Consider the following 17,412-nt stretch of genomic DNA (forward strand, 5'->3'; position numbering starts at 1 on the left):
GCGCTCTGCGTACCGCCAGAACGTCGCAGTCGGCGGCGTCCCCCGAAAATTTCCCCGTCTGGCGCGCGGCCGTGTCGCACACGCGTGGTGATCCCCGTACGCGCTTACAGCCCTGGCGCCGGTGCCAAGTCTGTACGCGGAATGCAAAGGGACATGCATGCGGCAACGCATATGGGCTGGTCCCGCTGCCCCGCAAGGGGCGCCGGTCCAAGCCCGGCCGCGAGCGAACATCAACGGTTCCGCCGAACCCGAAGCTCCGCCGAACCCGAAGCTCCGCCAAACTCGAAGTTCTGCCAGAGCTTCGTCATGCCTCCGCACAGGAGAACTCGCGCATGATGACTCATCGAGCTGCCTGCCTCGTGTTAGCCCCAAGATGGCCGTGAGCCAGATCGGCCTGCACAGCCGACGCCGGCTGAACGCTCCCCGGACCACCCGCACACGGCCATGGTGCCGTCCACGCACCGTGGGTGACCACCGCAAAGGGGCGGCTCTCCGGGGACTCCTCTTGATGACTGCAAGCCGTGCACTGGGCACACGAGACGAGAGTGCATCCACGCTTTCACACAACCACACTACGAGTGGCGAGAGTTCTGGCTGAACTGAATTCGTGCCGCCCCGGCATCGCCCACATGATGCGGCGTCTGAAAGTCAGTGAGAGAACAGTTCAGTACCACCTGGCCACCCTGAGAGCCACGGGCCTCTTGACCTATGTCTGCAAAGATGGACGGCGGCGTGGACTTCCCCCGCTGGCTTCGGAGTTTGCGCGAGTCATTCCCGTGGAGTTCGACACGGCCTTGGGCATCAGGACTCTCGGAGAAGGGATTCTGCGGCGTGTGGTCGTCATCGCCGAGCGCGGCCGAAAGCTGATCTCCGCATTGGCAGCCAAGGCTGCGGCAGGACAGAGAGAGAAGCGCCGTGTGAATCGGACCGGGCGGTCCCGTCGCACCCCAAAGGAGGTTTCTCCTTCACATCGTGCTCCTGCGGACTGTAATACTTCTCCCTCGGAGAGGGATGACGAATCGAGTTCACCACCGCAGCGGTGTGGCCGGGGAAACTTCATTGCTCGCCGATACCGTCTGGCTGCCGAGCTCGTACGACGCATACCGTGGCTGCACAAGGCGGCGGTTCCGCGCATTTCCTGGCTGAGCCTCGCGGCCCCCTCACGGCATATCCGTCGCCCGTCAGCGTTCCTCGCATACCGCCTGAGGGGAGCGGAGAAAATCTGGTCAGCCGCGGCACGCAGCGAGGCCGCGGAACAGGACCGGGATTCACGCGTCAGCGCTGCCCTGCGCCGCCGCGAGTACTGCTACGAGGAGTCCGGGCCCCCGCCGGCCGGCGCCGCCACCATCCGTGATGGACTGCGCCAGGGACTGGCCCGGTTCGCCTACCGGCAGACAGCCTCCGGGCAGGGTGCTCTGGAGGGGATCCGCCCTCTGTGCGAGGGCGTCGAACTGCCCGATACGCTGGGGAACGAACTGCTCGTCAGCGCCCGCAGCCAGGCTGACTGGTGTGAGGCGGCAGGGGCGTTCGACCGCCTCCTCGGGAGCAACACGGTCAATCGGGCCTACGCTCAGGCCGTGTTCGGTACGGGGGGCTCATGAGATGCCCCATACGGCGTGGCGGGCCCGCTCACAGTGTGCGACGGGCCCATGGCATCCGGCACGGGAGTCTCCGGTGCCGGGCGTCACACCTGGGTGTATCCCCCGTCCACGGGTACTACCGCGCCTGTGACGAAGGAGGACCGGTCACTGCACAACCAGGCGACGGCCTGAGCTATCTCCTCAGGTTCGGCGGTACGGGCCTGTGGAGTCGCATGGTGCAACCGCTCCTCCATCCCCGGGTTCCGGTCGAACCAGCCGGCAACGATCTCGGTGCGGGTCGTGCCGGGCGCCACGGAGTTGACGCGGATGCCGTGCTGCGCATATTCGGCCGCAACTGCCTTGGTGAGCCCGATGACGGCGTGCTTGGAGGCGATGTACGGTGCGGCAGCAGGGATTGCCTGCAGCCCGGCGACACTGCTGTTGTTGACGATGGAGCCGCCCACGCCATTGTGGAGCATCGCGGAAATCTCGTGTTGCAGGCAATGCCATACACCACGGACATTGGTTCCCATGACTTCGTCGTACGTATCCTGTTTCATCAGGTGCATGGACTCCTGATCACATCCGATGCCCGCGTTGTTGAACGCCAGATCCAGGCGCCCGTACTTCTCCATGGTGAATTCAACGGCACGCCTCACATCCTCCTCCTGCGTCACATCCATGGTGATGTACGCCGCCTCGGCTCCTGCCTGACGAATCTCTGATACGAGAGCGGAGAGGCGGTCTGCCCGACGAGCCGCAAGCACCACCGTCGCACCTTCTTCTGCAAAGAGCTTCGCGGTTGCCGCGCCAATCCCACTGCTTGCTCCAGTGATCAGGGAAACCTTGCCGGACAGTAGTCCGTGCTGATGAGTCATGCCGGGATTCTGTCATCTCACGCGGTGAGTCGACATACCCAGTAGACGGAAAAAAATCACCTTGAATCCGCCCCTCCTCTCCGCTATGCCGAATGAGGGCGGAAAGCAGGGATGCACCACCCCGTTACAACGCTCTCCGGCGGCAGGCCGTACCGCAAACGCTCGTCGAGTCGCACGGGTGCCCCGGCCGTGGGCCCCGGGGCAACGCGGAGGCAGGCGGCTTGATGCCACATCAACTCCATGGAGTGCCACAGTCCGTGGCGGGCCGGCCTCGTGCGGGCAAGGGAAGGGCGAGGACCTTGCCGGCGCGCCGAGTCAGCCCGGTTGGCTCTGGCGGGCGCGAGGCACCGATCTGGTGGCCCCGTCACGGGGGCCGATTGCGCCGCCTGCAGCGTTGGTCAGCGGCTCTGTTCCGGTCAACTCGAGTCGGGCGAACTTCCCGGGCGTGGCCAGGTCGGACAGCAGTCGTTGCCACAGACCGGCGAGCGAGCGCCGCGAGATCCAGTCCGGGTTCTGCTGGCCGAGGGCTTCGACTTTGTCTGTTCATGACCCAGGTTTTGGGACGCCGACCGGTTGCTCCGCCGAGGTGGCGCCGGGCTGTTGGGCTCGGCGTCCTTCCGCCTTGGGGAGCGATACGAGCGTCCCGCTCTGACTACGTGGGCCCGAGTCCTGGATGGTCGGCAGCGACGGCGCTCGGACAGTTGGGCCACTCGACCGAGGCGTCAGCGGGAGGGCTGGCCTGGCCCCTCCACCAAGGTGGACAGGTGCTCAGGGGAAGGCATCGTATTCCCCGGTGACGACCAGGCGGGGCATCGCCTGTACGGGCAGAGTGACAGCTCCAGGTGCCCCGCTGGAGCGGGAGTGCCGGGCGACCAGTGTCATCCAATCCACCAGTTCTTCGCGGGGCAGGTGGCCAGGCGCGAGCATGGCGCGCACATCCGGGACCAGATCCCCGTCCTGTCCGGCGACGGTGCGGACAACCACTGGCCCTTCGAACACGTCGAAGCCCCGCTCTCCGATCACGCTGGAGGACGGGGCTTCGTGCTGTCGTGTCAGACGTTGGCGTCGGCCTTGCGCATTCGCCAACAGCGTCCAATTGCAGTGACTCCGGGCCCTTCGTGTGTGGTGGTGTCAGGCGGCCCAGCCGATGGAGGAGACGTTGCTGTAGGCGTCGTAGTCGGAGCCCAGGCCGGTGATGATCTCGTCCCAGATGGCATCGAGGGCCTGTTCGTCGCCGGTGACCCAGGCGTCGACGGCTGCGTCCCACACCCCGCGGACGCTGATGTTGCGGGTGGACAGGTCCCGCCAGTGCGGGCGGGTGACGCGGGACTGGTCGACGGGGTTGATTTCGATGCGGGTGCCGCGGCCGTGGTTGTTGAGCCGGCGCTTGAGGTCGGCGGCGACGTTGCGGCGGCGCAGGTCCCAGTAGGCGGCGTCCAGGCGGCCGAGGTTGGCCTTGCTGGGGGTCTGCTCTTCGGCGAGCCAGGCGATGAGGGTGCGGGGGCGGACGTGAATGCCGGCGCGGTCCATGGCCTCGTATCCGGCGTCCGAGGCCGTCAGATAGCGCAGGCGGGCGGCTAGGCCGCGCTCGGACTCGACGGGCGACTCGATGCCGGTGACCATCCGCTCGATGCCGTCAGCCAGCGCCAGCCAGCCGGGAATGCCGTCGGCACCGTACAGACCGAGGTGCATCCAGCGGCCGGCCATCAGCGGGCTACCGTGCCGACGGTGTACTCACCGGACGCCTTGGCGTCGCCGTGCTTGATCTTCATCTGGGCGACGCCGCGGCCTTCGGGGAAGACCTGGCGCCAGTCGCCGGTGACGTGCAGCTCGTCGGTGCCCATCATGGCGACGACGTCCAGGCCGGCCTGATGGGCCTTGTATGCCTTGCCCCAGAGGTTGGCGTAGGCCTGGCTGTGGATGACGTGCATCCAGTCCGGGCGCACCATGTCCCGGTTATGAATGGACTCGCCCATCGTGGAGATGAACTTCGAATACATCGCCTTGATGTATTCCAGAGTGATGGTGTCGTCCTCGGCAATAGCTGTCTCCCGCGCCGCGGTGAGGGTCTTTCGCAGGGCGTCCAGGAAATTCTCCGTCGCGCCGGACGTCCACGATTCGTGAATTTCGGGCGCGTCGATAAGCCCGTACTTGGGTCCGGAGAGGCGTAGTAGCAGCCTGAGGGTGGCGTCGGTGACCCACAGGGCGCCGGGTTCGTCGCGGTCGCCGAGGGGGTCGGGCAGGTGCGGGTGGCGCCAAGCGGCAGGGGTGATCAGGTGGACGCCGGAACGCTTGGAATCCACGCCGTCGCTGCCGGTGGAGTGCTCCAGCTTCCCGATCGGCAGCCAGCACTTGAGGGCGGAGAGGTAGGCGGCGTTGGCATCCAGGGCCGTGACCACGACGCTGCCGGGGACCTTGAGGGAGTAGTGGGGGTGGTGGAAGTTGGGGCGGGCCTCCCAGATCTGGTCCGGCTCCTTCTTCGAAGGCTTCTTGAGGACGTCGGGCAGCGCCGGGTAGGCGGTGTAGGCGTAGCGGGCCGTTGCGCGGGTCTCGTCGAACATGGCCATGACGTCGGGGATGGCGCGCTTGACAAGGGCCTGCAGTGCAGCGTCGGTGTCGCCCTCGGCGCGCTCCAGCTCCTCGTGCACCGCTCGAGCGATGAGGCTGGTGGTCTCCGCCTGGGCGCGGGCCGCGGACTTCGCCCGACGCTGCGGCCGCGAGGGCACCGGCGCCGGAGCAGGTGAGACCGGAACAGCCGGGGCGGGGGGCGTGGCCGGGGCGCTTGCGGTCTGGGGTGGGGTGGCGGGTGGAGAGGGCTGGCACATGGCGCCGGCGTGCAGGGGGCGGCCGTCGGTGGACTTGTAGGGCGTGACGTGGCCGCAGCGGATGCACGGGCCGGGTTCGCCCTGGATGGCCTTGCCGTCGGGGCCCCGGGCGGTGTGCGCGGAGAGCGGGTCCGGTGCCGGGGCGGGGGGCGGGGTGGGCGCCGGGTGTGCGGCGACGGCCGCGGGGGTCGGGGCGGGGTGGATCTTGGCGAGCCCCTCCAGGAGCCGCAGGTACTTGGAGCGTCCCGGCGGTTGCGGGTCGGTGGTGCCGTCCTCCCAGTTGGCGATGGTCTGGCGGCCGACGCCGACCGCGGCGGCCACCTGGGCGCGGGAGAGGTCGGCGGCATCGCGCAGGCGGCGACGCTCGGCCGGCTCCGGCATCCGTGCCGTCAGTCGCGCCTCCTCCAGCAGGGCTTCCACACCGTCGAATTGGTCATCGCTCATGCCTGTACCGTACCTCAAATTATGCAGAATATGGCAGCGAATTAAGCATGTATTAGGCATACATTGGTCATTACTTGCATGTGTCATCGCGCGGCCCACGGAAGGCGAAAAGTCAGCGAGCTGTGGCCAGGGCGGGACGATCGCCCGGCAGAGCGCCCGCAGTTCCGCCTCGAGGCCGGTGACCAGAGCGGTGACGGCCATCCGGACGGAGCCGGCACGGTGCTTACGGCCGCACCGCCGGCGGCCGGTTCCGCACCCACGACCGTCCGCTTCGAGATGCGCGGAACCGTGGGCCCTGCTTCGCTGATGAGGCCCGCCCCCCACACACTCCAGGAGTGAGCATGAGCGTTGCCGGCGAATCCGGCGGTCGTGCCCAGCAGCTGCGCGCCAAGGCACAGGAAATGAAGGAAGCGGCCGAGCGCGCCACCGACCCGGAACAGCGTAAGCAGCTGGCGGACAAGGCCCGCCGCCTGCAGGAGCAGAGCGAGAAGGAGGACCGCGGAGGCGGCCAGGGCATCGACCCCATGTAGCAGGCCCTGCCACAGTCACCGGGCGGTGGCTTCCTGCGCTCCCCGAGGCGCGCGAAGTCACCGCCCGGCCGCTTGTGGCACCGCTGCGGTCGCTCGCCGGGCCGCGCTTGGATGCAGTACCTGTCCTGAGGCCTTCGGCGTGCACTGCACAATGCCAACGCCCGCGTCTGGGTGCGGAGGCGACAAACCGACGGGGCCGATTCCACCGGTTGATGCGCCCAGAGACCAAGGCCCTCAGTCGGCCGCACCCCGAACCGACCGCGTCGGCGAGCGCAAGCGAACCCGCGCCCCAAGTGCGACCGCCGGATATCCCCCGGTCAACCGGACGGCTTGTCCTGCCGGGAACGGCGTGCCGATCGGACGGACTCCTCCAGCATGGTGAGCAGGTCTCCGGCCGGCTGGGGTGTGGGCGGGGGTTCGATCTGCCCGCCGGCGATTTTTGGCGTCGACGAGCTGGTCCAGGGCCTCGCGGTACTCGTCGTGCAGCTCGTCGGTGTCCACTCCGGCCAGTTCGCCGATCAGCTGGACTGAGAGCCTCAGTTCCCGCTCGGTGACCGGGGTCGCGGGGGCGAGGCGGTGGAGGCGAGGCCGTGGAGGTCGCGGATCTCTCGTCGAGCCACAGCAGAGTCTGTAGGACGAGCGTGCCGTGCCGGGGTCGGAGCACGTCCAGGCGCGCGCGTGCTTCTCTGAACTAGAGCGTGTCTCGTTGATGGATTGGTCAGTGGATCGGATGTGTCCGTGCGCTTAGCGATCACTGATGCTATGTGGGACCGAATCGAGCCGTTGATGCCGGCCTATCCGGTCCGTGGACAACGGTGGGCCGACCACCGCCGCGCCCTTGAGGCCATCGCGTGGAAGTACAGGACCTGCTCACCAGAACCCGGCCCACGGCCGTTCTCGCGGATCGCGCGTATTCCTCCCATGCGATCCGCGGGCATCTCTGCCGCCGCGGCATCCGCTCAGTCGTCCCACAGCCCACCGGCCAGATTCGTATGGCGTCACACGTCTGAGTGAATGTCTGCCTCTATATCAAGTGTCAGCCCATCATCATGCGCCAATGTCGGACATATGCACACCCCGCGTGGTGACGATCTGCGGGATGCAAGCAATCGAGGAGAGGGAACGTTATGAGCGCTAGCTCTCAGAACACTGCCCCGTCCGACCTTCGCGCCGATGTCAGGTACCGCGATGACGGCAAGCACACGTTGTACGGCATCAGTCTGCGCTGGCAGATCGGGGCGAACAGCCCTGACCAGGGGACATGGCCCCCTCCGGAAGACTGGAATAACGGCGAGGCGCCCTACCCGCACGTCTACGAGGTGTGGATCAACGGAGAGGTGCGGCAGACGGTCTTCCTCTACTGGCCCGCCTGGGACTGGACGCCATCCAACGCTCATTGGGTGGATCTGGGCGAGGAACCGGACGAGGAATACAGTGTGAAGATCCGTGCCAAGGTGGATGGACAGTTCACGCCGTTCACCGACGAGGTGACAGTCGGTTCGGAGCGCTCCCGTCCATGGTCGGCTCCTCAGCAGTCCCGGAAGGAATCTAAGGGGCTCGATGAGTCACCGCGGCACGGCACGGTAAACCACCCGCGCAGCCGCGCAGCCGTTGCCATCCGGGACGTGGATCCTTCGCCGATCTGTGTCGAGGCGCGCCGTCTCAACACCAGCACCGTCTGGCAGGAGGTGGTGCCGGGGGCTTCCCGGATGCTCGCCGACTACCCGTGGAACGACGCTCAAAAGTATCTGGCATACCGTAAGTTCTTCGAGGATGGCACCGTCCCGTCGACTGGCAATCCGGCTTTCCGCGGTCTGGATCTGGCGCCAGACACCACACTCGGCGAGTGGCCCTTGACGGAGCTGGACACTTCAGCTGCCACCCAGTCCTTCACCTACGACTACACGGCGTACCACACGAACGAGTCCTGGTCCCACCGGTGGTTCATCACCCGTGCAGACTGGGATCCAGGCAGCGGCTTGAGCTGGCAGGACCTGGAGCCAATCCCCTTCTTGGTCGAGGTCCAGGGCTCGCACCGGGAAGAGGACTCCAACAAGTGGGAGTTCGCATCCTTCCCACGACGGACCGGGCGGGCGGCGATCGTGCACATCTGGGGCGGCCACGGAGGACCGGACACCCCTGACGGTGGTAACGGCGGCAAGACGGGTGAATTCTTCGCGTCCACGTGTGACGTGATGCTGCGGTAGCTGAACCGCTTTCATCCTTCCGCTGGGGAGCCCATCCGAAGCGATCGGCTCCCCACTACTGGTGGCGTGCGGTCCCGCCATTCCATTGCGTCGAGCAGCCCCGGCCGCTTCCGGGTCACCATCCAGCGGACGTCGGGACGCAGGACATCTGCGCAGATCAGCTGACGAATGCCGCACGAGAGAACGTTCCTCTCGCGTTCCGTACGGTGCGCGAAGGCCGGAGGCACGCGCCCAACGCGCCAGCCCTCGGCCGAGTAAGCCTGGGTCCCGCTGGCTGTCCAACGGCTCTGCCAGTCATCTCCCGGAAAGCTCTCCAGCCATTCCAGGAGGCGGTCGGCCCCGCGCAAAACCGGCCCGAGAGTTCCTGAGCAGTACGGCCGTTGCCCGATCCACCCGCGGATTTCTTCCCGGGTTCGCCGCGTACTTGGCCAGTCGGCCGGCACGGGGCGAGGCGGGAATCGACGACGCAGTCGCATCATCGCCTCGCCCCGCTCCACACGGGGAAGCACGGGGGCGACGAACCTCTCGTCGACAGTGGCGTTGAGGGAAGTCTGGGTCACCGTGTCTCACCGAAGAGCACCATCAGGCTGGCCGCGTTGTATGCCTCTCGCGCTTGAAGGGCTCCACCGGATTGTGATGAGCGTTCGCCCGCCCCGCCCGCCGAGAACGGTCGAGCGGAAACGGATTAATTACAGGACCGGTGCCCTGGTCGAGGTGGAAGTCGTAGAAGGACCGCAGCACCGTCTCGCAGTGCGCCCTCGTCGCTGCCGCGTACTTCGGCCCCGGCGCCGACTTCCCGGTGACCGAATTCGGTGAGTCCGGAGACCGGGCCGCATTGCTCATCAGCGCGGGCCTGCCTTCGTCTACTACAGGTCCCATAGTTTCCCCGTCTTGAAGCGGCGGTTCCACACGGCTAAGGGCTGTCCCGTAATGTCTGGTGGATCAGCGCACGGCGTCAGATGCACTGCGTTCGCTGTGCTCACTGCGTCTCGGCTCTCCCTTTGCCATACGGATGCCGAGCTGCATCGCAAGGCGGAGGGACGTCCGGAAACTGGGCGTATCCGGACGTTCCGACAACGCGGCGAGGTGCCGTAGCTGTCGTCGTGCGCCCGCCAGGCATTACGGGACAGCCCTTAGCGGGGGGTTAACCCCAGTGATCTTGTTTGGCCGGTGCGCGAAGATGGTGACCGAGCGGATCACTGACCGGATCCGCGGAGACCAAGACTGGGCAGGAGATGGGGACATGACGGGCGGAGTACAGGCGGGGACCGGGGCGGCCGTGGGGCGAGGTCGGGCACTGGGCGGCCGGCTGCTTGCGCCGTGGCGCGGGCTGGCGCTGTTCGGCCTCGGACTGCTCGCGGCGGTGACGGCGTGGCTGCTGATCATCGCGATGCTGCTGGTGATCGTCTGGGTGGGCTTCGCCCTCGTCCCCCCGACCGCGCGCGCCCTGCGCTCCCTCGCCCACCGCCAGCTGACCCTGGGGCAGCGCTGGTTCGGCATCGCGCCCATCACCATCCCGCAAGACCCCGCCGCGATACCCGCACCCGGCAGGCCGGCATTCCTGAAGCCCGTGGCGGCGGTCCTCTCCGGGTCCTCCACCTGGCGCCGGCTCGGCTGGGCCCAGCTCGCCGTCACGCTTCCCGTCGGCCTGCTCGCCCTGCTCCCCTTCGTGCTGATCGCGCACGGCGTCTTCGGCATCGTGCTCCCGTTCATCTGGGAGCCGCTGGTCTCTACCTGGGGCGACGGCAACTGGTTTCTCTTCGTCCACCTGACCAGCTACACCTCGGCCCAGATCGCGGCGGGCCTGGGCGTCGCCGAGATCATCGTCGCCTTCTGCTTCGGCCCCCACATCCTCCGCTCCCAGGCCCGCCTGTCCCGAGCCTTGCTCGGCTGACGGACCGCTCACCACCGTGGGCGGCTGAACGGACGGCCGAAACGGCGTGCCTTCTGCCGCGGCGCGCCCCGGCCGTGAACGGACCGCCTTCCCCGTCGTCGCCGGCCGTCCGCATGCCTGCAGTTCTGCGAAGAACGCCATCGCTGGAGCCACCACAGCTCTGTCCGCGTCGAACAGCAGGTGCGGCCGCGCCGGGTTCGCCGTCTCCAGCAGCTCGCCGGACTCGGGCAGTACGAACTGCCATCAGGTCCCGAGCAGGATCGCCTGTCTCAAACATGGCCGGGAAGCTGACAGAGGCCGCCTCTGACCTGTGAATTTATGTCTCTGAGTTCCGTTAACGGGACCATCCCCGTAACCGTCCACGTCGCGACCACCCCACATCCCGTCCCGCTCCACCAGGTCCACACACGGTGCGGCGGCGGCCGGATCCGACTGCGACGAGTCTGCGACCGCGCGGGGGTCAGGACGGCCATGACGGGTGCAACACGTGTGGTGCATGGGCTCGGCGGAAGACTCACTCGGCAGGAGGTTGTCCGGGGAACGGCGATCGGCGATCACCAGCCTCGCGGTCGGCGGCGGCCGGCCCGGGGCGCGCCGGGCGCGACCGGCCACGGGGGCGGAGACAGCCGAGCACGGTGTGGGCTGAAGGTCGTCGACGGACGCCGGTCGACCGGCCGCCGGGTGGCGTGCGCGCGGAGCCGTCCGGCGGGCGGCTCCGTGTACGGCGCGTCGGGTTCAGTCGGTGATGTACCACTCGTTCTTGAGGTACTCCAGGGTGTAGCTGCCGAGGTCGCTCTCGGAGAAGGTGGCGGAGGCCCTGACCGCTTCGACCGGCATCTCGATCTTGTCGGGCGTGCGTACGGCGATGCGCTGTGGGTCGACCGTCGCGGTTTTGAGGGCCTTCTTCTGCGCGGGCGAGATCATCTGGAACACGGCGGCGAACGTCGACGTGCACGGACCGAGCCCTTGGTCCTGTGCCTTCTTCGCGCCGGGCCCGGCCACTTCGCAGACCGTGTCGATGTCCTCACGGCCCAGGGCGTGGAGGTACTGCTCGTACCGCTGGATCGCGCCCTCCTTCGTCCTGGGCGCGAGCTGGTCGCCGGTCGGCTCGGCCGACGGCTTCTCGGTCCGAGCGGACACGGACGGCGTGGCCGACGGCTCTTTGGCCCGCGTGGACGCGGACGGCTGCGAAGGCTTCGCGTCCGTGTCCTTCGCTTTGTCCGGACCGCACGCGCACGCCACCAGCGCCACACAGGCCGATACCGCCACGCTCGCCATCGTCCGCGCTCTCATTCGGTCCCCTCACCACCAGCCGACAACACCTCAAGAGGTCACGCAGGGTCCGGGGGAACGGTTCCCGAGCCGGGCCAGGCGGGACGCCGGCCGGTTCACGGAGGACCCCGAGTCCGCGTGTGCCGCTGCGCGAGGACCCATGCGCTGAAGGCGAGGGCCTGGGCCGCTCGCGCAGCGGAGCTCCGCCGGGGCAAAGGGGCGGGGCATCTCTTCTGTGATGAATGCAGGCCCTGGCCGATCCGGCCTCCGGATCGACTCGGCCTCCGGATCGCCCCGGCCGCCGTGGCGCCCCGCGTGGTGCGCCAGCCCCGGTAAGGGCACAGCGGGCCGAGCGGGCGGGTGCGCGGCCGGAACAGCCTGCGTCGAGCCGGCCCCGCTGCCCGGGGCGGAGGTGTTACTCGCCCACGACGCCCGAGGAAGCGATCACGATCTTCGCCCGGGTGGCACCGGAGTGCGAGCCCAGAGACTCGATCTTCGTCACCAGGTCCTGGCCCTCGACGACTTCGCCGAAGACTACGTGCTTGCCGTCCAGCCACGGCGTGAGCACCGTGGTGACGAAGAACTGCGAGCCGTTGGTGTTCTTGCCGGAGTTTGCCATGGACAGCAGGAACGGCTTGTCGTGCTTGAGCTTGAAGTTCTCGTCGGCGAACTTCTCGCCGTAGATGCTCTTGCCGCCGGTGCCATCGCCACGGGTGAAGTCGCCGCCCTGGAGCATGAAGTCCGGGATGACGCGGTGGAAGCCCGAGCCCTCGTATCCGAAGCCGTGCTGGCCGGTGGCCAGCTCACGGAAGTTCTGCGCCGTCTTGGGGACGACGTCGTCGTACAGCTTGAAGACGATCCGGCCCGCGGCGTCGCCGTCGATGGTGATGTCGAAAAAAACGTTGGTAGACATAGGGCGATCTTGTCACGGCCCTGGCGTATTGCCCTGCAGCGGCTCCCTCTGGAGGTCGCTGCCGACGGGCGCTCACTCTTGGGAGCATGCGCGGCGTGGGGGGTGGGGAGTGATGTTGAGCAATGCTCAGCCGGCGCGCTTGACGCCAAGCCTTACCCCCTGTCAAGACATCCGTATCGCCCTCGGTATGACTACCGAAATACGGGAATCAGCGGGTCAGGATGCGGAGTGCTTCCTGGGAGGGCGATCCCTCCTCGGCCGTGTGGACGACCAGGGCGAGGTCGGGGTGTCCGGGCAGCCGGAGGGTCTCGTAGGTCAATTCGACCGCCCCCACCACGGGATGCCTGTACCGGTACCTACCGTGCTCCCGGGCCTTGATGTCGTGCTCCGCCCAGATCTGGCGGAACTCGGGACTGACGGCCGACAGCTCCTCGATCAGGGCCTGGGCGGCAGGAGGGCCGGGCGGGCGCGCAACGTCCAGCCGGAGGAAGGCCACCACGTCGCGAGCCCGCGCCCACCAGTCGACGTACAGGTCGCGCACGCCGTCGTCGAGGAAGACCAGCCTGGCCATGTTGCGCTCCGCGGCGGGGAGCGCGCCGAAGTCGGTGATGAGCGCCGCGGCCGGCCGGTTCCATGCCCGCACGTCGGTCCTGCGGTCGACCAGGTAGGCAGGGGCGCCGCTGATCGCGGAGAGCAGGCTGTGTATGCCCGGACGCAGCGGCGGGCTGCCGGCGGGTTCCTCGGCGGCCGCCGGGGCGGGGCGCGCCAGCAGGTGCAGATGCTCCCGTTCGGCCGGGTCCAGGCGCAGGGCCTTGGCCACCGCGTCCAGGACCTCCCCCGAGAACTGCAGGTTCCGGCCCTGCTCCAGGCGGACGTAGTGGTCGACGCTGACCCCGGCCAGCTGCGCCAGCTCCTCGCGGCGCAACCCGGGGACCCGGCGCTGCCGTCCGTAGGAGGTCAGGCCGAACTCCTCGGGGCGAAGCCGGGCGCGGCGCGATCGGAGGAATTCACCCAGCTCGGCGCGTCGATCGAAGGCCATATGCCGATTATTTCCTGATCTTGAGTGTGTCTGGTCATGGCGTGCCTAGGCAGCGCCGGGCACTGCCTGACCTCGCGTGGAACACCGAGAGTTGAATCCGCCGGAACGGTTCCGGCATTCCGATTCACGGGAGCGCATCACTTATGACTGTCATGCTTGGCCGTACCGGCATGGAGATTACCCGGTTGGGTTTCGGTTCGTGGGCTGTGTCGGGCTCGGGCTGGACCTTCAGCTGGGGCGCCACGGACGACGCCGAGTCGGTCGCCGCGATCCGCCACGCGCTGAACGCGGGCGTCAACTGGATCGACACCGCCGCGGTGTACGGCCTTGGCCATTCGGAGGAACTGGTCGGCAAGGCCGTCGCCGGCCTGCCGCAGGCCGATCGCCCGTACATCTTCACCAAGGTCGGCCTGGTCTGGGACCCGGACAATCCGTCGGCCGCGCCTCGGCGGATCATGAAGCCGGCCAGCGTCCGCCGCGAGCTCGAAGACTCGCTGCGGCGGCTGGGCGTCGACCACATCGACCTGTACCAGGTGCACTATCCCGACACCGGCGAATCGCTGGAGTACGCCGGTGGCGGCTTCGGAGCGGTGTCGCCCAACGCCACGCCGCTGGAGGAGTACTGGCAGGTTATGGCCGACCTGAAGGCCGAAGGCAAGGTACGGGCGATCGGGCTGTCCAATCACACGCCCGACCTGCTCGAGGCGGCCGAGCAGATCGCCCATGTCGACGTCATCCAGCCGCCGTTCTCGGCGATCAACCGGTCGTCCGCCGCTGAGATCGCCTGGGCACGCGCGCACGAGTCCGGCGTGATCGTCTACTCGCCGCTGCAGTCCGGCCTGCTCACCGGGGCCTTCTCCGCCGAGCGCGTGGCCGGACTGCCCGCCGAGGATTGGCGGACCGCCCACCACGACTTCACAACCGGCCTGACCGCCAACCTCCAGCTCGCCGAGGCGCTGCGGCCGATCGCTGAACGCCATGGGCGCACCGTGGCCGAGGTGGCCATCGCCTGGGTGCTCGCCTGGCCCGGCATCACCGGGGCGATCGTGGGCGCGCGCAAGGCCGCCCAAGTGGACGGCTGGATCGGAGCGGGCTCGCTGGAGCTGACCCCTGCCGACATCGAGGAGATTGCCACCGCGATCACGGTCTCCGGCGCGGGCAGCGGTCCCGCCCGCCACTCTTGAAGGCGACCGGGCCATGTCCCTCTTCGTCATCGCCGAGTTCCTCGCCGCACCGGGCCGGCATGATCGGCTCCGCACGACGCTGGAAGCCCTGATCGAGCCAACGCTGGACGAACCCGGTTGCCTCTCGTATCGGGCCTATGCCGACCCCAACAACCCCGCCCGCATGGTGATCGTCGAACGGTGGGAGAACCGGCAGGCCTTCGACGAGCACTTCACCACCCCTCACCTACGTCACGCCCAGAGAGTCCTCGACCGCATCCTCGCCCGCCCACTAACTCTGCGCACCTTGATCGAAGCTCCCTAAGTGCCTGCCGACAACCGGTAACTGCACGGGCATCGCTGAGGCGACACGCGCACCGCACGTGTCGCCTCAGGCTGTCCTTTGCAGGCCGTACCCACCGCCAATGCCGAGCTCGCAGAACTCCTAACGCAACATGAGTAGCCATGTCTTTCGGGTGGTTGCTTCGGTTGCTTCGGTTGCTTCGGTTGCTTGGGTGTGGGCAAGCGGAGCCCTCAACCGTGGGTGGTCGGGGACGAGTTGTGGTCGAGGATCGAGCCGCTGTTGCCGGTCCCGGCACCTGGGCACCGGCGGCCGGGCCGGCTCGACCTCTGCTCGAACCGCTCCGGTACGACGGTGGTTGGGCTCAGGCGGATTCGAGGAGCGGGCGGATCTCGATCGTCTCCGGAGTAGGCAGGGACTTGGCCAGTTCGACGGCCTCCGCACGGTCGGCCACCTCAAGCACGAACCAGCCGCCGAGGGTCTCCTCGCCGGTGTGCGCGGGCCCGTCGGTCACTGATGACGCCCCGTCGGTCGTCTTGCGTACCGTCGCCGGGCTGTTGTGCTCGGTTTCCAGGGCGTCGCCGCCGACCAGCTTTCCGGCCGCCGCAAGCGTGCCGATCCAGGTCTGGTATTGCGCGCGATAGGCGTCCCGGTCGGCCTGGATCCGGCGGCGTGACTCATCTGTCTCAAAGATCACGAGTGCGTATTTCACGGATGTTCCTCTCCGGCCGCCGTGCGGGCGGCCGTTGTTGACGTTGGAGGGTGTGAGGGAGTCGTTGGTCAGGTGGCGTTGTCCACAGGGGCGATACGAGCCAGCGCACCGGTCTCCAGAGCTGCCCACAAGGCGCCGTCGGGACCCACGGTGATGCCGTGCGGCTCGGAGCCGGGGGTGGGCAGGTCGTGCACGGTGATGGTGCCGTCGGGAGTGATCGAGCCGACGCGGTTGCCGCCCCACTCGGTGAACCACGCAGTGCCGTCGTCGGCGACGGTGATGGCGTGGGGCCGGGCTGCGCGGTCGGGCAGCGGAAACTCGATGACCTGACCGTCGGGGGTGATCCGCCCGATCTGACCGGCGGCGATTTCGACGAACCACAGAGCCCCGTCGCGCCCCGCGGTGATGCCTACCGGAGCGGCGTCCTTGGTCGGCAGTGAGTGGAGGGCCACTGCGCCGTCCATGCCGATCCGCCCGATGGCGTTCGCCTGGTTGAGCGTGAACCACATCGCGCCGTCGGCGCCGGCGGTGATCGCGGAGGGGAACGCGCCCGTGACGGGGAGCGGGAACTCGGTGACCCGGCCGTCGAGGGTGATGCGCCCGATGCGGTCGGCGGTGGTCTCGGTGAACCACAGGGCACCGTCCGGCCCTGCTGCGATACCGAAGGGCCCGCAGCCGGGGGTGGGTATCGCGAAGTTGTCGATGACGCCGCCGGTGGTGATCCGCCCGATCCGGTGTGCCTGGTATTGGGTGAACCACAGGGCGTCGTCGGGGCCGTGGACGATGACGGTCGGCCCGCACGCGGGGTCGAGCTGGTGGCTCGTCGGTTGTCCGCCGGGGATCAGCCGACCTATGTGGCCGCTGTGGACCAGGGTGAACCACAGTGCGCCGTCCGGCCCGGTGGTGATGGCGTACGGTCCGGCTTCGCTGTCACTCACAGCGTGCTCGTCGATGGACACTTGGGTCACAGGGGTTTCTCCAGATCGTGCTCGGCGGCGATGCGTGCGATGTCCGAGGGAGTTCCGGCCATGATGGTGCGGGCGTGTTCGGTGACCAGGTCGGTGGGCCAGTCCCACCATGCTGCGCGGAGGAGTCGCTCGACGTCGTCGTCGGTGAACCGCTGCCGAATCGGCCTGGCCGGGTTGCCACCGACGATGGTGTAGGGAGGGACGTCGGCGGTGATCAGGGCGCCGGCCGCGATGATGGCGCCGTCGCCGATGCGCACACCCGGCATGACGGTCGCCTGGTGGCCGAACCAGACGTCATTGCCGATGACCGTGTCCCCGCGGCTGGGCATGGCCGTGACGATGTCCAGGGTTTCCTCGGCCCAGCGGCCGCCGAACATGGTGAACGGGAAGGTGGACACACCCGCCGTCGGATGGTCCGCGCCGGCCATCAGGAAGCGGGTTCCCGTGGCGATCGCGCCGTACCTGCCGATGATCAGGCGTTCCGGCCCGTAGGCGTAGAGCACGTTGCGGTGCTCGAACTCCGTCGCACCGCCGGGGTCGTCGTAGTAGGTGTACTCGCCAACGACGATCTTCGGTGAGGCGACCAGCGGTTTGAGGAACACCACCCGGTCGTGCGCGGGCAGCGGGTGAACGGTGGTCGGATCAGGTGCCAAGGTGAGGATCCTTTGCGTGGTGCGGTGCGGTCC

Annotated in this window: 16 protein-coding genes and 2 pseudogenes; 8 read left to right on the forward strand and 10 right to left on the reverse strand. The window is 68.0% G+C overall.

Annotated features, from left to right (window positions below; translation table 11 throughout):
• Positions 1 to 1,684: 1,684 nt before the first annotated feature.
• From ACZ4S3_RS36400 to ACZ4S3_RS36415, 4 genes are all read right to left on the reverse strand, one after another.
• Positions 1,685 to 2,458, reverse strand: a complete 774-nt coding sequence (locus ACZ4S3_RS36400) for an SDR family NAD(P)-dependent oxidoreductase (protein WP_467942588.1) — start codon at positions 2,456 to 2,458, stop codon at positions 1,685 to 1,687.
• A gap of 768 nt (positions 2,459 to 3,226) precedes the next feature.
• Positions 3,227 to 3,457 (reverse strand): hypothetical protein, encoded by a 231-nt coding sequence (locus ACZ4S3_RS36405; RefSeq protein WP_467942590.1) that lies wholly within the window; start codon positions 3,455 to 3,457, stop codon positions 3,227 to 3,229.
• Positions 3,458 to 3,589: 132 nt separating this feature from the next.
• Positions 3,590 to 4,165 carry a transcriptional regulator gene (locus ACZ4S3_RS36410; RefSeq protein WP_467942594.1) on the reverse strand — a complete coding sequence of 192 codons (576 nt, stop codon included), beginning with the start codon at positions 4,163 to 4,165 and terminating at the stop codon, positions 3,590 to 3,592.
• Complete coding sequence (locus ACZ4S3_RS36415) at positions 4,165 to 5,727, reverse strand: helix-turn-helix domain-containing protein (RefSeq protein ID WP_467942596.1); 1,563 nt, start codon at positions 5,725 to 5,727, stop codon at positions 4,165 to 4,167. The genes ACZ4S3_RS36410 and ACZ4S3_RS36415 overlap by 1 nt, the downstream gene beginning before the upstream one ends.
• A gap of 341 nt (positions 5,728 to 6,068) precedes the next feature.
• Between ACZ4S3_RS36415 and ACZ4S3_RS36420 the strand changes: the two genes are divergently transcribed.
• From ACZ4S3_RS36420 to ACZ4S3_RS36445, 6 genes and pseudogenes are all read left to right on the forward strand, one after another.
• Positions 6,069 to 6,257 (forward strand): DUF6381 family protein, encoded by a 189-nt coding sequence (locus tag ACZ4S3_RS36420; protein WP_467942599.1) that lies wholly within the window; start codon positions 6,069 to 6,071, stop codon positions 6,255 to 6,257.
• A gap of 375 nt (positions 6,258 to 6,632) precedes the next feature.
• Positions 6,633 to 6,788 carry a hypothetical protein gene (locus tag ACZ4S3_RS36425; protein ID WP_467942601.1) on the forward strand — a complete coding sequence of 52 codons (156 nt, stop codon included), beginning with the start codon at positions 6,633 to 6,635 and terminating at the stop codon, positions 6,786 to 6,788.
• Positions 6,789 to 6,989: 201 nt separating this feature from the next.
• Positions 6,990 to 7,133 (forward strand): annotated as a pseudogene (locus ACZ4S3_RS36430) (transposase); the annotation flags it as partial.
• A pseudogene (locus ACZ4S3_RS36435) lies at positions 7,133 to 7,243 on the forward strand (IS5/IS1182 family transposase); the annotation flags it as partial. The pseudogenes ACZ4S3_RS36430 and ACZ4S3_RS36435, both read left to right, overlap by 1 nt.
• Positions 7,244 to 7,384: 141 nt before the next feature.
• The gene (locus tag ACZ4S3_RS36440; RefSeq protein WP_467942603.1) at positions 7,385 to 8,464 is read left to right on the forward strand and encodes a lytic polysaccharide monooxygenase auxiliary activity family 9 protein; all 1,080 of its coding nucleotides are present in this window, start codon (positions 7,385 to 7,387) and stop codon (positions 8,462 to 8,464) included.
• Positions 8,465 to 9,707: 1,243 nt separating this feature from the next.
• Positions 9,708 to 10,358, forward strand: a complete 651-nt coding sequence (locus tag ACZ4S3_RS36445) for a sensor domain-containing protein (RefSeq protein WP_467942605.1) — start codon at positions 9,708 to 9,710, stop codon at positions 10,356 to 10,358.
• A gap of 735 nt (positions 10,359 to 11,093) precedes the next feature.
• Here the strand turns inward: ACZ4S3_RS36445 and ACZ4S3_RS36450 are convergent.
• The 3 genes from ACZ4S3_RS36450 to ACZ4S3_RS36460 form a co-directional block, all read right to left on the reverse strand.
• Positions 11,094 to 11,651, reverse strand: coding sequence for a hypothetical protein (locus tag ACZ4S3_RS36450; RefSeq protein ID WP_467942608.1), 558 nt, complete (start codon positions 11,649 to 11,651; stop codon positions 11,094 to 11,096).
• A 394-nt stretch (positions 11,652 to 12,045) separates the two neighbouring features.
• The gene (locus ACZ4S3_RS36455; RefSeq protein ID WP_467942611.1) at positions 12,046 to 12,543 is read right to left on the reverse strand and encodes a peptidylprolyl isomerase; all 498 of its coding nucleotides are present in this window, start codon (positions 12,541 to 12,543) and stop codon (positions 12,046 to 12,048) included.
• Between the two features lie 208 nt (positions 12,544 to 12,751).
• Positions 12,752 to 13,582 carry a helix-turn-helix transcriptional regulator gene (locus ACZ4S3_RS36460; protein WP_467942613.1) on the reverse strand — a complete coding sequence of 277 codons (831 nt, stop codon included), beginning with the start codon at positions 13,580 to 13,582 and terminating at the stop codon, positions 12,752 to 12,754.
• Positions 13,583 to 13,725: 143 nt separating this feature from the next.
• Between ACZ4S3_RS36460 and ACZ4S3_RS36465 the strand changes: the two genes are divergently transcribed.
• Together ACZ4S3_RS36465 and ACZ4S3_RS36470 are read left to right on the forward strand one after the other, a co-directional pair.
• Positions 13,726 to 14,766: an aldo/keto reductase gene (locus ACZ4S3_RS36465; protein WP_467942615.1), complete on the forward strand. Its 1,041-nt coding sequence runs from the start codon at positions 13,726 to 13,728 to the stop codon at positions 14,764 to 14,766.
• A 13-nt stretch (positions 14,767 to 14,779) separates the two neighbouring features.
• Entirely contained in the window at positions 14,780 to 15,070 is a 291-nt protein-coding gene (locus ACZ4S3_RS36470) for a putative quinol monooxygenase (protein WP_467942617.1), read from the forward strand.
• Positions 15,071 to 15,410: 340 nt separating this feature from the next.
• On the opposite strand, the gene ACZ4S3_RS36475 is transcribed toward ACZ4S3_RS36470, so the two are convergent.
• The 3 genes from ACZ4S3_RS36475 to ACZ4S3_RS36485 form a co-directional block, all read right to left on the reverse strand.
• Positions 15,411 to 15,758: a YciI family protein gene (locus tag ACZ4S3_RS36475; RefSeq protein ID WP_467942620.1), complete on the reverse strand. Its 348-nt coding sequence runs from the start codon at positions 15,756 to 15,758 to the stop codon at positions 15,411 to 15,413.
• A gap of 68 nt (positions 15,759 to 15,826) precedes the next feature.
• Positions 15,827 to 16,717 carry a Vgb family protein gene (locus tag ACZ4S3_RS36480; RefSeq protein ID WP_467942663.1) on the reverse strand — a complete coding sequence of 297 codons (891 nt, stop codon included), beginning with the start codon at positions 16,715 to 16,717 and terminating at the stop codon, positions 15,827 to 15,829.
• A 5-nt stretch (positions 16,718 to 16,722) separates the two neighbouring features.
• The gene (locus tag ACZ4S3_RS36485; protein ID WP_467942622.1) at positions 16,723 to 17,379 is read right to left on the reverse strand and encodes a CatB-related O-acetyltransferase; all 657 of its coding nucleotides are present in this window, start codon (positions 17,377 to 17,379) and stop codon (positions 16,723 to 16,725) included.
• Positions 17,380 to 17,412 lie beyond the last annotated feature (33 nt).

The organism is Streptomyces sp. NPDC028368 (assembly GCF_055565615.1).